13 protein-coding genes and 1 riboswitch are annotated in these 14301 nt (G+C 42.1%); of the genes, 10 read left to right on the plus strand and 3 right to left on the minus strand.

All coding sequences use genetic code 11. The annotated features are described in order from the left end of the window. Nucleotides 1–346 precede the first annotated feature (346 nt). Both ACERDH_RS08500 and trkA read right to left on the minus strand, forming a co-directional pair. Entirely contained in the window at nucleotides 347–1786 is a 1440-nt protein-coding gene (locus ACERDH_RS08500; RefSeq protein WP_386686225.1) for a TrkH family potassium uptake protein, read from the minus strand. A gap of 3 nt (nucleotides 1787–1789) precedes the next feature. Beyond that, on the minus strand, nucleotides 1790–3139 hold the full coding sequence (trkA, locus tag ACERDH_RS08505; protein ID WP_386686227.1) for a Trk system potassium transporter TrkA: 1350 nt from the start codon (nucleotides 3137–3139) through the stop codon (nucleotides 1790–1792). 188 nt (nucleotides 3140–3327) lie between these two features. Between trkA and ACERDH_RS08510 the strand changes: the two genes are divergently transcribed. The 10 genes from ACERDH_RS08510 to pheT all read left to right on the plus strand — a co-directional run bounded on the left by ACERDH_RS08510 (nucleotide 3328) and on the right by pheT (nucleotide 14095). Further along, a complete protein-coding gene (locus ACERDH_RS08510; protein ID WP_261019946.1) occupies nucleotides 3328–4176 on the plus strand; it encodes an SAM hydrolase/SAM-dependent halogenase family protein in 849 nt (282 codons plus the stop codon). An 18-nt stretch (nucleotides 4177–4194) separates the two neighbouring features. After that, nucleotides 4195–4743 (plus strand): ECF-type riboflavin transporter substrate-binding protein, encoded by a 549-nt coding sequence (locus tag ACERDH_RS08515; RefSeq protein ID WP_000403160.1) that lies wholly within the window; start codon nucleotides 4195–4197, stop codon nucleotides 4741–4743. Nucleotides 4744–4911: 168 nt separating this feature from the next. Then, nucleotides 4912–6594 carry an ABC transporter ATP-binding protein gene (locus ACERDH_RS08520; RefSeq protein WP_000656561.1) on the plus strand — a complete coding sequence of 561 codons (1683 nt, stop codon included), beginning with the start codon at nucleotides 4912–4914 and terminating at the stop codon, nucleotides 6592–6594. Beyond that, nucleotides 6579–7409 carry an energy-coupling factor transporter transmembrane component T family protein gene (locus tag ACERDH_RS08525; protein ID WP_001148089.1) on the plus strand — a complete coding sequence of 277 codons (831 nt, stop codon included), beginning with the start codon at nucleotides 6579–6581 and terminating at the stop codon, nucleotides 7407–7409. The genes ACERDH_RS08520 and ACERDH_RS08525 overlap by 16 nt, the downstream gene beginning before the upstream one ends. A gap of 192 nt (nucleotides 7410–7601) precedes the next feature. Further along, nucleotides 7602–8105: a tRNA (cytidine(34)-2'-O)-methyltransferase gene (locus ACERDH_RS08530; protein WP_000181382.1), complete on the plus strand. Its 504-nt coding sequence runs from the start codon at nucleotides 7602–7604 to the stop codon at nucleotides 8103–8105. A 59-nt stretch (nucleotides 8106–8164) separates the two neighbouring features. Next, nucleotides 8165–8399, plus strand: a riboswitch (FMN riboswitch). Between the two features lie 162 nt (nucleotides 8400–8561). Beyond that, nucleotides 8562–9125 (plus strand): ECF transporter S component, encoded by a 564-nt coding sequence (locus ACERDH_RS08535; RefSeq protein WP_000185822.1) that lies wholly within the window; start codon nucleotides 8562–8564, stop codon nucleotides 9123–9125. Continuing rightward, a complete protein-coding gene (locus tag ACERDH_RS08540; RefSeq protein WP_386686235.1) occupies nucleotides 9115–9765 on the plus strand; it encodes a phosphatase PAP2 family protein in 651 nt (216 codons plus the stop codon). The genes ACERDH_RS08535 and ACERDH_RS08540 overlap by 11 nt, the downstream gene beginning before the upstream one ends. A gap of 27 nt (nucleotides 9766–9792) precedes the next feature. Further along, nucleotides 9793–10212: a chromosome partitioning protein ParB gene (locus tag ACERDH_RS08545; protein WP_386686238.1), complete on the plus strand. Its 420-nt coding sequence runs from the start codon at nucleotides 9793–9795 to the stop codon at nucleotides 10210–10212. A gap of 311 nt (nucleotides 10213–10523) precedes the next feature. Continuing rightward, nucleotides 10524–11570, plus strand: a complete 1047-nt coding sequence (pheS, locus tag ACERDH_RS08550) for a phenylalanine--tRNA ligase subunit alpha (protein WP_031237702.1) — start codon at nucleotides 10524–10526, stop codon at nucleotides 11568–11570. A 119-nt stretch (nucleotides 11571–11689) separates the two neighbouring features. Beyond that, nucleotides 11690–14095, plus strand: coding sequence for a phenylalanine--tRNA ligase subunit beta (gene pheT, locus ACERDH_RS08555; RefSeq protein ID WP_386686242.1), 2406 nt, complete (start codon nucleotides 11690–11692; stop codon nucleotides 14093–14095). Here the strand turns inward: pheT and ACERDH_RS08560 are convergent. Next, nucleotides 14092–14214, minus strand: a complete 123-nt coding sequence (locus ACERDH_RS08560) for a hypothetical protein (RefSeq protein WP_004242147.1) — start codon at nucleotides 14212–14214, stop codon at nucleotides 14092–14094. The two genes, pheT and ACERDH_RS08560, sit on opposite strands and share 4 nt — an antisense overlap. Nucleotides 14215–14301 lie beyond the last annotated feature (87 nt).

A 14301-nucleotide genomic window follows, 5' to 3' on the forward strand; every position in this document is an offset into this window, starting at 1 on the left:
AAGAGCAATAAGGCTTGAACAAAGTGAAAGCCAGCGTCTTTAGGCGCTGGCTGGTAATTTGGGCTTATAGCCCTGGGACAAACCACCCGTTTGACGGGTGGTCATGATTGATTTGGGTTCTTCAATACCTTAATACTCTTTGAAAATCTCTTCAAACTATGTCAGCTTCGCTTTGCCGTACTCAAGTACTTTCTGTAGCTTGCTTCCTAGTTTGCTTTTTGATTTTCATTGAGTATAAGTCAGGCACTAAAATGTCTAACCAGGATTCAAAGATACTTGTAGAGTTGGGGGAGGTACTTGAAAATAAAAAAACCACACTTTGCAAGAAACAAGGTGTGGTTGTATTTTATCTCTTAGACCAAGTTCTCTTCATAAAGAGAAGTAGGATTGGGTATATCTCCAATCGGCCTGCAATCATTGCAAAGGAGAGGAGAATTTTTGAGATAGGACTAAAGATTGAGAAACTAGAAGTGGTTCCTAGAATAGGTCCTATATTATTGAAACAGCTAAAGACAGCGCTGGTCACAACCAGAAAATCATTGCTATCTAGGCTGACAATAAAGATAAGTGCTAGTAAAATCATAGTATAGATGACAAAGTACTTGAGAATTTTATGCTGGGTATCCTTGTCAATCACCGTTTTATTCACATGGAGGGTCAAAACACGGTGGGGCGATAGAATTGATAAAATTTGGTTTTTGGCAATTTTTGAAAGGATAAGGCCTCGAATAACCTTGAGTCCACCTGCGGTTGATCCAGCAGAGCCGCCGATTCCCATGAGAAAGAGGAGGATAAACTGGGAGAAGAGGGGCCAGTTGGTAATATCTCCATATCCAAAACCAGTTGTTGTAATGATGTTGGAAACCTGGAAGAAGGCCATTTCAAAACTTTTTGAAAATCCCGGGTAGAGATAGAGAGTATTGAGGCTGATCAAGCCTGTAGAAATCATTACGATGAATAAGTAAGCCCGAAGTTCTTCATCTCCAAAGAAGGCTTTGATGCGACGGAGCATGAGGTAGTAGTAGAGATTGAAATTGACCCCAAAAACCAGAACTCCGATACTAACCAGATAGGTAATCAGTGAGCTACCATAGTGGGCAATCCCGTCGTTATAGACGGTAAATCCTCCTGTACCCGCTGTTCCCATGGCAATGACAAAACTATCAAATAGAGGCATTCCGGCTAGGTAATAGATGATGACAAAGAGAGAAAAGAGAGCTAGGTAAAGGAGATAGAGAATCTGGGCAGTGTTTTTTAGTTTGGATACAACCTTACCAAAGACAGGACCAGGAACCTCAGCCTTCATTACCTCTAGGTGGCTATTTTTGGCGTTATCCATGATAGCAAGTGCAAAAACAAGCACTCCCATCCCTCCAATCAAGTGGGTAAAGCTTCGCCAGAAGAGGAGGGAACGACTGAGAACCGAAACGTCGTTCAGAATAGTTGCCCCAGTAGTTGTAAAGCCAGAACTAATCTCAAAAAAGGCATCGATAACGCTGGGAATTTGCCCAGCAAAGACAAAGGGGAGACCGCCAAAGAAAGACCAAAGAATCCAACAGAGAGCAACAATCAAGATTCCCTCCTTGGCGTAAATTCGTTGATTTTTTGGCTTTTGTAAAATTCCTGAACCACCTAGTAATACGAGAAGCCCAATCGTTGTAAAGAGGGCTGTAAAGACTTGGCTCGATTCGTGGTAATAGACAGCTACAGCTACAGGAACCAAGAGGAGAACAGCTTCAATCAAAAGTAACTTTGAAAGGAGGTAACGAATCATACTTTTATTCATTTCTTACCTCGCGATCAAGTCATAAATCTTGGTGATGTTTGGCAACAAGGTCGTTACTAGGAGTTTGTCTCCGACTTCAAGCATATCCTCCCCAGTTGGGAAAATAGTCTTGCCCTTTCGAATGATGGCTGCAATAAGAACCCCTTTTTTCAATTTCAGTTGAGAAAGTGGTTTGGCAGTCATTTTATTAGCTTCCTTGATATGGAATTGCAGGGTTTCGATTTGGCCATTGGCTAGATGGTGCATGGCTTGAAGGTCTGAATACTGGGCATTAACCCGACCACGAATAAAGTGCATAATCGTATCTACAGCGATGCTTTTAGGTGTGATGATACTTGAAAAATCAGGCGCATTGATAATCTCGAGGAGACTGGTACGATTAACCTTAGTGATATTTTTTTGTACACCTACCCTGTCAAGGAACATAGAAGTAATCAGATTTTCTTCATCGACTCCTGTTAGGGTCGCAACGGCATCATAGTTTTGAGCACTTTCTTCCAGTAGGATGTCTTTTGCGGTCCCATCTCCTTGAACGATGTAGAGATTTGGGAATTTCTCGCTAAAGAAGCTGGCGATCTCAGGATTGATTTCAATAACCTTGGTATCGATTCGACTATCTTTGAGGATACCTAGAAGATAATAAGCGATTCTTCCAGCCCCGATGATGAGAAGGCTCTTCACAGCACGTGATTTGAAATAATTATGGAAGAGCATCATATCAACACGGTTACCAGTGACAAAGATTCTATCTTTATCCTGTATGGTCATGTCACCGCTTGGAATGATAATTTGATGATCCCTCTCTATAGCGCAGACAATAACATTGCCAAATTTTTTACGAAAATCAGAAATGGGCATTTGGCAAAGACCGCTGGAAGATTTAACAGTGAATTCCATGAGGCTAACGCGTCCACCAAAGAAACGTTCGACAGAGAGGGCGTTGGGGAAGTCAATGATATTCGCGATAGCGCGGGCAGCCAAGAGCTCAGGGTTAACGATAAGAGAAAAACCGAGAATATTCTTTTCCTTGAAATAAGAGTTAGAATATTCAGGGTTCCGCACCCGAACGATGGTCTCTTTAGCTCCCATTTTTTTGGCTAGAACGGCTGCAATCATGTTCACTTCATCGTATTCAGTCAGGGCAATAAAGATATCACAATCCTGGACACTGGCTTGCTCAAGGATGGTAAAATCGGCCCCGTTACCAAGGATACCCATGATATCAAAGCGATTAACAATATGATTGAGAACAGCTTCGTCTTGCTCAATCAGCAAAACATCATGCTTTTCTGCAACCAAGGAGCGACAGAGGGCAGAACCAACTTTTCCCCCTCCGACAAGGATAATTTTCATAATAAAACCTACTTTTTCATGATGTAACTATCATACCTTTTTTCAAGAAAAAATGCACCTACTAGCTAATAACAAGAGCTTTTAGTAGGAAATTTGCTATAAGGTAAAACTATACCCTAATCAATTGAAATAGCTATTAGCGACTTTCTCTGAAATATGGTATGATAAAGGATATACAAGGAGATAAAATGAATAATAATTTACTGGTATTACAATCAGACTTTGGTCTGGTTGATGGTGCGGTATCGGCTATGATTGGAGTGGCTTTAGAAGAATCTCCAACCTTAAAAATTCATCATTTGACGCACGATATCACGCCTTATAATATTTTTGAGGGGAGCTATCGTCTCTTTCAGACGGTAGATTACTGGCCTGAGGGAACGACATTTGTATCGGTGGTCGATCCAGGTGTCGGCTCGAAACGTAAGAGTGTAGTTGCCAAGACTGTAAAAAATCAATACATTGTCACGCCAGACAATGGAACGCTTTCTTTTATCAAGAAACACGTTGGTATTGTAGCCATTCGTGAAATTTCTGAAGTGGCCAATAGACGTCAAAACACAGAGCATTCTTATACCTTCCACGGTCGTGATGTCTATGCCTATACTGGTGCTAAACTAGCTAGTGGTCACATTAGTTTTGAGGAAGTGGGGCCAGAGCTCAGTGTGGATCAGATTGTGGAGCTTCCAGTCGTAGAGACCATCATAGAAGATTATCTAGTGAAGGGAGCTATTGATATTCTGGATGTGCGTTTTGGTTCGCTTTGGACCTCTATCACGCGAGAAGAATTTTACAAGCTGGAACCAGCATTCGGTGACCGTTTTGAGGTGACTATCTATCATGCAGATATGCTGGTCTATCAAAATCAGGTTGTTTATGGCAAATCATTTGTGGATGTGAGAATTGGGCAACCCATCCTTTACATCAACTCTCTCTATCGTTTAGGTCTGGCTATCAACCAAGGTTCCTTTGCCAAGGCCTATAATGTGGGTGTCGGTTCATCTTGGACCATTGAAATAAAGAAAATAGAAGGATAAAATAGGAGAATAAATAGTATGGAAATCAAATTTACAATTAAACAAGTTGTTGCTGTCGGAATTGGCGCTGCCCTCTTTGTCGTCATCGGGATGATCAACATTCCGACCCCTGTTCCAAATACAAGCATCCAGCTTCAGTATGCGGTACAAGCGCTACTTTCTATTATTTTTGGACCGATTATCGGTTTGCTTGTCGGGTTGATTGGTCATGCAATCAAGGATTCTCTTGCTGGTTACGGTTTGTGGTGGACTTGGATTATCGCTAGCGGGCTCTTTGGTCTAGCTGTGGGGCTATTTAGAAAGTACGTTCGCGTGATCAATGGTGTCTTTGACTGGAAAGATATTCTTATTTTTAACCTCATTCAACTACTTGCAAATGCCCTTGTTTGGGGTGTCTTGGCACCACTTGGAGATGTTGTGATTTATCAAGAAGCTGCAGAAAAAGTATTTGCCCAAGGGATTGTTGCGGGAATTGCTAATGGTGTATCTGTAGCTATTGCAGGAACTCTTCTCTTGCTTGCCTATGCAGGAACTCAAACTCGTGCAGGAAGTTTGAAAAAGGATTAAAATGATGGGAAAGGCTGGGCAACCAGTCTTTTTCGATGTTTATAGATTAGTTAGACAAGTAAGCTAGGATAGGAATCTTTTTGGCGCTAAGATTTTAAGAGAAGAGACTGCAAGAAGGGGTAGATTTATGATAAAATAGAAGTCTAAGAAGCGAATGAAGAGAGTAAGATGAAAGAAGCTATAATTGAGTGGAAGGATTTCTCTTTCCGGTATGAAACACAACAAGAACCGACCTTGCAAGGGGTGGACTTGACCATTTATAAGGGAGAGAAAGTCTTAATTGTTGGGCCATCTGGGTCAGGTAAGTCTACCTTGGGTCAATGTTTGAATGGGATTATTCCCAATATTTACAAGGGTCAGACGTCTGGAGAATTTTTGATCAAGGGGCAAGCGGCCTTTGATATGAGTATCTATGATAAGTCTCATCTGGTCAGTACAGTTTTGCAGGATACTGATGGGCAGTTTATCGGTCTGTCTGTGGCAGAAGATTTGGCTTTTGCTCTAGAAAATGATGTAACAAGTTTAGAAGAGATGAAAAGCCGTGTTCATAAATGGGCTGAAAAGCTGGACCTTCTTTCTTTACTGTCTCAGCGTCCTCAGGATTTGTCAGGTGGACAAAAGCAGCGGGTCAGTCTGGCTGGTGTCTTGATTGATGAGAGTCCGATTCTTTTGTTTGATGAGCCACTTGCCAATCTGGATCCCAAGTCAGGTCAGGATATTATCGAATTGATTGACCAGATTCATAAGGAAGAGGGAACGACGACACTTATTATTGAGCATCGTTTGGAGGATGTTCTGCATCGCCCTGTGGATCGGATTGTCTTGATCAATGATGGTCGTATTCTCTTTAATGGGAGCCCTGACCAGCTACTGGCGACTGATTTATTGACCCAAAATGGAATTCGAGAACCCCTTTATCTAACCACTCTCCGTCAATTGGGTGTGGATTTAGCCAAGGAAGAACAATTAGCAAATCTGGATAACTTGTCTATCTCAAAAGGCCAGATTCAGTTGCGGACGGAACTGGTAAAAGAAACCCCAGAATTGCAGTCACTCTTTAAATTAGAGGATGTGTCTTTTTCTTATGATGATAGACCGATTTTAAAATCCATTTATTTAGATATTAAAAAGGGTGAAAAGATTGCCATTGTCGGAAAAAATGGAGCAGGGAAATCAACTCTAGCCAAGGCCATAAGTAGCTTTATCCAGACGGAAGGCCGCTATCTTTGGGAAGAGCAGGATATAAAAGGAGATTCGGTAGCAGAACGGGCGGAACGAGTAGGCTATGTGCTGCAAAATCCTAATCAAATGATTTCAACCAATATGATTTTTGATGAGGTGGCTCTAGGGCTCCGTTTGCGAGGTGTGAATGAGAAGGAAATTGAAACGAGAGTCTATGAAACCTTGAAAATCTGCGGTCTCTATGAATTCCGTAATTGGCCCATTTCTGCCCTGTCATTTGGTCAGAAAAAACGTGTCACTATTGCATCGATTTTGGTTTTAGGAGCTGAAATTATCCTCCTAGATGAACCGACTGCAGGTCAGGACCAGAAGAACTATACTGAGATTATGGAATTTCTCGAAGAGTTGCATCAAAAAGGGCATACCATTGTCATGATTACTCATGATATGCAATTGATGCTGGATTATTCAGACCGAGCTCTTGTCATGGTGGATGGGGAACTGATTGCCGATACTGATCCAGCTAGTCTTTTGAGCAATCCTGAGCTGTTAGTAAAAGCCAATCTAAAAGAAACTTCAATCTTCAACTTGGCCAAGAAACTAGACGTGGATCCACTTGCTTTAACGGCATTTTATAAAGAAAGGAGAGAAGGATGCAAGCTAAATTAATCGGTTACCAGCATAGAGATACTGTGATTCATCGCTTGTCAGGAGCTGGTAAACTCCTCTTTTTCATCCTTGTATCATTGGCGGCCATGATTAGCTATGATACCAGACTGCTTGTTCTGATTGCTATTTTTTCGGTCTTTCTCCTCTATTTGTCAGAAATCCGCTTTAAAGATGTTTCCTTTGTAGCCGTTTTTGCGACGGTATTTGCCGTTTTAAACGTCTTGATGGTCTATCTCTTTTCTCCCGAGTATGGGGTTGGACTTTACGGAGAGAGGAGTGTGATTTGGCAGGGAATCGGTGCCTACACTCTGACCAGCCAAGAGCTCTTTTATCTGCTAAATCTGGCCATTAAGTACCTTTGCACTATTCCTCTGGCTATTATCTTTTTGATGACAACCCATCCTAGTCAGTTTGCTTCCAGTTTAAATCAAATTGGTGTGCCTTACAAGATTGCCTATTCAGTCAGCCTGACTTTGCGCTATATTCCAGATTTGCAGGAAGAATTCTTTACTATCAAGATGTCTCAGGAGGCGCGTGGGATGGAATTATCCAAGAAAGCTTCTCTTATGCAACGAATCAAAGGCAATCTGCGCATTATTACGCCCTTGATTTTTAGCTCGTTAGAACGCATTGATACCATCGCGACCGCCATGGAGCTTCGGCGCTTTGGGAAAGAGAAAAAACGCACTTGGTATAGTTATCAGGCCTTGAAAAAAGGAGATTATCTTACCTTGCTCTTGGCAGCCTTGTTTTTAGTAGCTAGTTTACTACTTATCTTGCAGAATCAGGGACGATTTTACAACCCTTGGAAATAGCTTGAAAAAATTGAAAAAATCAAGTCGTTTCTATTGACAATGATTCTGAAAGTGTTATACTAAGAAAGTAGTTTCGCTGATTTACTTCAAACCTGTTGTGAGGTAAGTTAACGATGCCTTAACCACGCTGTTTGCTGAGCTTGACTCCGGGCAGTGTGGCTATTTTTTTGCAATGGTGAAAGGAAGCAAGTCATGACAAATCACATTGTATTATTTGAACCTCAAATTCCACAAAATACAGGCAATATCGCGCGTACTTGCGCTGCGACCAATTCTCCCCTCCACATCATCAAGCCAATGGGCTTTCCTATCGATGATCGCAAGATGAAGCGGGCGGGGTTGGATTATTGGGATAAGCTAGAGATTTATTTTTACGAGAGTTTGGAGGATTTCATGTCTCAGATGAAGGGCAAACTCTACCTGATTTCTAAATTCGCTGAGAAAGTGTATTCTGATGTGGATTTATCGACTGACGAGGACCATTATTTTCTTTTTGGACGTGAAGACAAGGGTTTACCTGAAGACTTTATGCGCGAACATCCTGAGAAGGCTCTTCGTATTCCTATGAATGATGAACATGTCCGCAGTCTTAATGTGTCTAATACCGTCTGCATGATTGTCTATGAGGCTCTTCGCCAGCAGAACTTTGCAGGTCTTGAGCTTGTTCATACCTATGAAGTGGATAAATTGAAATAAAAAATGAAAATGAAAATGAACAAAATGCTTGCGCTTGCAAGCGTTTTTTGTTATGATAAAAGAGTCTTCAGGGCAGGGTGTGATTCCCGACCGGCGGTGACTTTAACTAGGAAATGATCTTTTCCTTTTATACTTTGTTGACAAGCTTTGCCTAACCAGAAGTTATGCCTACAGCTTGTCGCCTAGTCTAAAAGAAAAATCTCTATTTCCTTCTCTTTAAAGAAGTCCGCGAGCGCAAGCTGATGTGGTGAGATTCCACAACCGACAGTATAGTCTGGATGGGAGAAGACGAAAGAATAGCTTTGTCTGTTCTGATAGATTTATAGCTAAACTGTAACCGCTTGCTTGAATTTCCTTAATAGAGTGAGAGGGAACTTTTGGGATATAAAAAGTGAGAATAGATAGAAAATCCTTTCTAACTTCTTCTGATTTTATAGAAAATTGGAGGAACCTGTTATGACAAACACACGTCGACTTTCGACCATTGCAATTCTATCAGCTATCTCATTTGTGCTGATGTACTTTGACTTTCCGCTTTTACCAGCGGCATCCTTCCTTAAGATCGAATTTAGTATCTTGCCAGTCCTTGTGGGCTTGGTGGTCATGGATTTGCCTGCTGCTCTAGGAATTCTCTTGCTTCGCTCACTCTTGAAGCTGCTTCTTAACAGCCAGGGAGTGAATACTTACATTGGTTTGCCAATGAATATCGTAGCTTTGGGAGTTTTTGTCATCGTATTTGCTTTGATTTGGAAAAAGGAACGGACAACCCTTCGTTTCCTACTAGGCTCTCTAGCTGGAACTATTGGCTTGACCGTGGCTATGTTGGTTCTCAACTATGTTTACGCTGTTCCTTTGTACGCTAAGTTTGCTAACTTTGATATTGGAAAAATTTTGGGACTTTCCAACTACCTAATGACCATGGTATTACCTTTTAACTTGATTGAGGGAGTAATCTTTTCCGTTTCATTCTGGTTGTTGTATATTCTCTTGAAACCAACCTTAAAACATTATGAAAGATAAACAAACATTTTTAATGAAGGGCAGTTTTGCCCTTTTACTTTTCGTTATTCTTGGCTACATGGTCAAATTTTACCCTGAAACGCTGGTCGGTTTTGACCAACCGATACAGACTGCCGTTCGAGGAGACTTGCCAGATTACTTGACTATTCTTTTCCGAGCCATCACACGCCTGATTGATATCCCAGTGATTATCACTTGGGTTGTCATCGTAGCCTTTATCTTTTATCGTAAGCGGTGGAAGATAGAAAGTTTCTTCATGCTAGGGAATTTGGCTTTGGCTGGTCTTTTAATCGTGACCTTTAAAAATATCTACCAGCGCCCACGGCCAGCTATTTTACACTTGGTTGAGGAGAAGGGATTTTCTTTTCCAAGTGGCCATTCTCTGGCTGTAACCTTGATGGTCGGCTCTCTGATTGTCGTCCTCAGTCAACGGATTAAAAATCCAGTCTGGAGAAAAATCGTGCAAATCGTACTTGCTCTCTATCTAGTCAGTGTGCTGGTATCAAGGGTTTATCTGGGAGTTCATTATCCATCAGATGTCCTTGCCAGTCTCTGTGTGGGTTTGGGAGTCTTGTTTATCGAATTTCCCTTCTATGACAAGCTCCGCTTCCAATGGCGATTTAAAGGCAAGCAGAAGTGAATATCAAATTCTCTTGAGGAGAAAGAAATGAAAGTCAACATAAAAGCTCTCCATCCGACTCAACTATACTTATCAGAAAAGAAACTAGCAGGCATCCAGACACTTTATCAGTCGGTAGAACTAAACAATGTTGATCCAATTAGTATTCTTGCATTTGGAAATTGCTTGTTGATTACAGATGGGCATCACAGGGCTTATCAGGCTTTATTGGCAGGTAGGGATACGATTTCTGCTGAGTGGGATAGAGATGGTGGGGATGAACTATATCATCTCTATGCGCAAGCTTGTGAAGAAAGAAAAATTTACTCTGTTCTGGACTTAAAAAATCATATCTTAGCTCAAGATGAGTATGAAGCAAAATGGTATAACTGGTGTGAGGGTTTTAATCAAGCAGCAACTCTTTTGTTGAAAAGGAAAGCAGATGAAACAGACCCTACAAATAGATAATTCACTGCGTCTTGTTCCTTTTTATATTGAAATTAGTCTAATCTAACTTGTTTTTTAACTCAAAATCTGATAAACTATGTAGTAATTGAATAGAAATCTGCAAGACTAGTAACTCAAGGGAAGTATATCAGGGAGGAGAGCCGTGACTGCAAGCTCTCTATATGAAAGCTGGGTGAATTCACTTGTGCATGGATTTAGAAATGAAGGTCTGACTTGTCAGATAAAAACGGATGGTACCGCGTGTCAACGCTCCGAGTGGAGTTTTTGGCATGTGGTTTTCTTTTTATCTACGAGAGACTGATGGAGGAATTATGTCAACTATTGAAGAACAATTAAAAGCGCTTCGTGAAGAAACGCTGGCTAGCTTGAAGCAGATTACTGCTGAAAATAAAAAAGAGATGCAAGATTTGCGTGTTTCTGTCCTTGGTAAAAAGGGTTCGCTTACTGAAATTCTCAAAGGGATGAAAGATGTCTCTGCTGAGATGCGACCAATCATTGGGAAACACGTCAATGAAGCTCGTGATGTCTTGACAGCTGCTTTTGAAGAAACAGCTAAGCTCTTGGAAGAAAAGAAAGTCGCGGCTCAACTGGCTAGCGAGAGTATCGATGTGACACTTCCAGGTCGTCCAGTTGCGACTGGTCACCGTCATGTCCTCACACAAACCAGTGAAGAAATCGAAGATATTTTCATTGGGATGGGTTACCAAGTCGTGGATGGTTTTGAAGTGGAGCAAGACTACTATAACTTTGAACGTATGAACCTTCCCAAAGACCACCCAGCTCGTGATATGCAGGATACTTTCTACATCACAGAAGAGATTTTACTTCGTACTCATACATCTCCAGTGCAGGCGCGTGCTATGGATGCCCATGATTTCTCTAAAGGTCCTTTGAAAATGATCTCACCAGGGCGTGTCTTCCGTCGTGACACAGACGATGCGACCCACAGTCACCAGTTCCACCAAATTGAAGGCTTGGTTGTTGGGAAAAATATCTCTATGGCTGACCTTCAAGGAACTCTTCAATTGATTGTGCAAAAAATGTTCGGTGAAGAGCGTCAGATCCGTCTGCGCCCCTCTTACTTCCCATTCACAGAGCCATCTGTTGAGGTGGATGTTTCTTGCTTCAAGTGTGGTGGAGAAGGCTGTAACGTATGTAAGAAAACAGGTTGGATCGAAATTATGGGTGCCGGTATGGTTCACCCACGTGTCCTTGAAATGAGTGGTATCGATGCGACTGTTTACTCTGGATTTGCCTTTGGTCTTGGACAAGAACGTGTAGCTATGCTCCGTTACGGAATCAACGATATCCGTGGATTCTACCAAGGAGATGTCCGCTTCTCAGAACAGTTTAAATAAGATTGAACACTGAAACACAGTCTTAGTCAGGTACTCTTGAGAGAACTTGTTAGGACTGATTCGAAGAAAAAGAAAGGAATTGAAAAGGTCTTACTTGGTGGGATCTTACAATCAGAATTATGCTTGTATCTTATAAATGGTTAAAAGAATTGGTGGACATTGATGTGCCATCACAAGAGTTGGCTGAAAAAATGTCAACTACAGGGATCGAGGTAGAAGGTGTGGAATCTCCGGCCGCCGGTCTCTCAAAAATTGTCGTCGGTGAGGTCTTGTCTTGCGAAGATGTGCCAGAAACTCACCTTCATGTTTGTCAGGTTAACGTTGGCGAAGAAGAAGCCCGTCAAATCGTCTGTGGTGCACCGAATGTGCGTGCTGGTATCAAGGTCATGGTGGCTCTTCCAGGAGCTCGCATCGCTGACAATTACAAGATCAAAAAAGGGAAAATCCGTGGCTTGGAGTCACTTGGGATGATCTGTTCACTTGGTGAATTGGGCATTTCTGACTCAGTTGTGCCTAAGGAATTCGCAGATGGCATTCAAATTTTGCCAGAAAATGCCGTTCCAGGTGAGGAAGTATTCTCATATCTAGATTTAGATGATGAAATCATCGAACTGTCTATCACACCAAACCGTGCAGATGCCCTTTCTATGCGTGGAGTGGCTCACGAAGTGGCAGCCATCTATGATAAGGCAGTCAACTTTAAAGAATTTACTCTTTCAGAAACTGACCAAGCTGCAGCAGATGCTCTTTCTGTAGGTATTGAGACAGACAAGGCGCCTTACTATGCAGCTCGTATCTTGGACAATGTTACTATCGCACCAAGTCCACAATGGTTGCAAAACCTTCTTATGAATGAAGGTATCCGTCCTATTAACAACGTGGTGGACGTGACAAACTACATCCTGCTCTACTTTGGTCAACCAATGCATGCTTTTGACTTGGATACCTTTGAAGGGAGTGACATCCGTGTGCGTGAAGCGCGTGCTGGTGAAAAATTGGTGACCTTGGATGGTGAAGAACGTGACTTGGAAACAAATGACCTAGTCATCACTGTCGCAGACAAGCCAGTAGCTCTTGCAGGTGTTATGGGTGGTCAAGCGACAGAAATCTCTGAAAAGTCTAGTCGTGTTGTCCTTGAAGCTGCTGTTTTCAATGGCAAATCTATCCGTAAGACAAGCGGTCGCCTTAACCTTCGTTCAGAATCGTCTTCTCGCTTTGAAAAAGGTATCAATGTGGCAACTGTTAACGAAGCTCTTGATGCGGCGGCTAGCATGATTGCAGAACTTGCAGGTGCGACGGTGCGCAAAGGCATCGTTTCAGCGGGTGAGCTTGATACCTCTGATGTGGAAGTTTCTTCAACTCTTGCTGATGTTAACCGTGTCCTTGGTACAGAACTTTCTTACGCGGATGTAGAAGACGTCTTCCGCCGTCTTGGCTTTGATCTTTCTGGAAATGCAGACAGCTTTACAGTCAGCGTCCCACGTCGTCGTTGGGATATCACAATCGAGGCAGATCTCTTTGAAGAAATTGCTCGTATCTATGGATATGACCGCTTGCCAACCAGCCTTCCAAAAGACGATGGTACAGCAGGTGAATTGACTGCGACACAAAAACTTCGCCGCCAAGTTCGTACCATTGCTGAAGGGGCAGGTTTGACAGAAATCATCACCTACGCTCTAACAACTCCTGAAAAAGCAGTTGAGTTCACAGCTCAACCAAGTAACCTTACGGAACTTATGTGGCCAATGACAGTGGACCGTTCTGTCCTCCGTCAAAATATGATTTCTGGTATCCTTGATACAGTTGCTTACAATGTGGCTCGTAAGAACAAAAACTTGGCACTTTACGAGATCGGAAAAGTCTTTGAACAAACAGGCAATCCAAAAGAAGAACTTCCAAATGAGATTAATAGCTTTGCCTTTGCCTTGACAGGCTTGGTTGCTGAAAAAGATTTCCAAACAGCAGCAGTTCCAGTTGATTTCTTCTATGCTAAAGGAATCCTTGAAGCATTATTTACTCGCTTGGGACTAGAAGTGACCTATACGGCAACATCTGAAATCGCTAGCCTTCACCCAGGTCGTACCGCTATGATTTCACTCGGTGACCAAGTTCTTGGTTTCCTTGGTCAAGTACACCCAGTCACTGCTAAGGCTTACGATATTCCAGAAACGTATGTAGCTGAGCTCAACCTTTCAGCCATTGAAGCAGCGCTTCAACCTGCTGCTCCATTTGTGGAAATCACCAAATTCCCAGCAGTCAGCCGTGACGTGGCTCTACTCCTCAAGGCAGAAGTCACTCATCAAGAAGTTGTAGACGCTATCCAAGCTGCAGGCGTGAAACGTTTGACAGATATCAAACTTTTTGACGTTTTCTCAGGTGAAAAATTGGGACTTGGTATGAAGTCAATGGCTTATAGCTTGACTTTCCAAAATCCAGAAGATAGCTTAACGGACGAAGAAGTCGCACGCTACATGGAAAAAATCCAAGCGTCTCTTGAAGAAAAAGTCAATGCAGAAGTGCGTTAACTCATCAATCCATCCTCCAGGGTGGATTTTTGCTTTTCAAATAACAATTCAGGATCAAAAATAGACAGTTGAGGAACAGAGAAGATAAATTGGAGTTTACCAGTGTATAATGTACTCATAACTCAAAGTACCCTAAGATTTTTTACTAAAATGAGGATGATAAAAATGGACAGAAATCATTGTAAAGGCTATCAAAAAAGGGTATA

The organism is Streptococcus bovismuti (assembly GCF_042436615.2).
Classification (GTDB): domain Bacteria; phylum Bacillota; class Bacilli; order Lactobacillales; family Streptococcaceae; genus Streptococcus.

What these genes read in the sequence shown, in the direction of transcription:
- ACERDH_RS08520 (WP_000656561.1), top strand. Translation starts at nt 4,912, where the DNA reads ATGAAAGAAGCTATAATTGAGTGGAAGGATTTCTCTTTCCGGTATGAA.
- ACERDH_RS08545 (WP_386686238.1), top strand. Translation starts at nt 9,793, where the DNA reads ATGAAAGTCAACATAAAAGCTCTCCATCCGACTCAACTATACTTATCA.
- ACERDH_RS08525 (WP_001148089.1), top strand. Translation starts at nt 6,579, where the DNA reads ATGCAAGCTAAATTAATCGGTTACCAGCATAGAGATACTGTGATTCAT.
- pheS (WP_031237702.1), top strand. Translation starts at nt 10,524, where the DNA reads ATGTCAACTATTGAAGAACAATTAAAAGCGCTTCGTGAAGAAACGCTG.
- ACERDH_RS08515 (WP_000403160.1), top strand. Translation starts at nt 4,195, where the DNA reads ATGGAAATCAAATTTACAATTAAACAAGTTGTTGCTGTCGGAATTGGC.
- ACERDH_RS08540 (WP_386686235.1), top strand. Translation starts at nt 9,115, where the DNA reads ATGAAAGATAAACAAACATTTTTAATGAAGGGCAGTTTTGCCCTTTTA.
- ACERDH_RS08510 (WP_261019946.1), top strand. Translation starts at nt 3,328, where the DNA reads ATGAATAATAATTTACTGGTATTACAATCAGACTTTGGTCTGGTTGAT.
- pheT (WP_386686242.1), top strand. Translation starts at nt 11,690, where the DNA reads ATGCTTGTATCTTATAAATGGTTAAAAGAATTGGTGGACATTGATGTG.
- ACERDH_RS08535 (WP_000185822.1), top strand. Translation starts at nt 8,562, where the DNA reads ATGACAAACACACGTCGACTTTCGACCATTGCAATTCTATCAGCTATC.
- ACERDH_RS08530 (WP_000181382.1), top strand. Translation starts at nt 7,602, where the DNA reads ATGACAAATCACATTGTATTATTTGAACCTCAAATTCCACAAAATACA.
- ACERDH_RS08500 (WP_386686225.1), bottom strand. Translation starts at nt 1,786, where the DNA reads ATGAATAAAAGTATGATTCGTTACCTCCTTTCAAAGTTACTTTTGATT.
- ACERDH_RS08560 (WP_004242147.1), bottom strand. Translation starts at nt 14,214, where the DNA reads ATGAGTACATTATACACTGGTAAACTCCAATTTATCTTCTCTGTTCCT.
- trkA (WP_386686227.1), bottom strand. Translation starts at nt 3,139, where the DNA reads ATGAAAATTATCCTTGTCGGAGGGGGAAAAGTTGGTTCTGCCCTCTGT.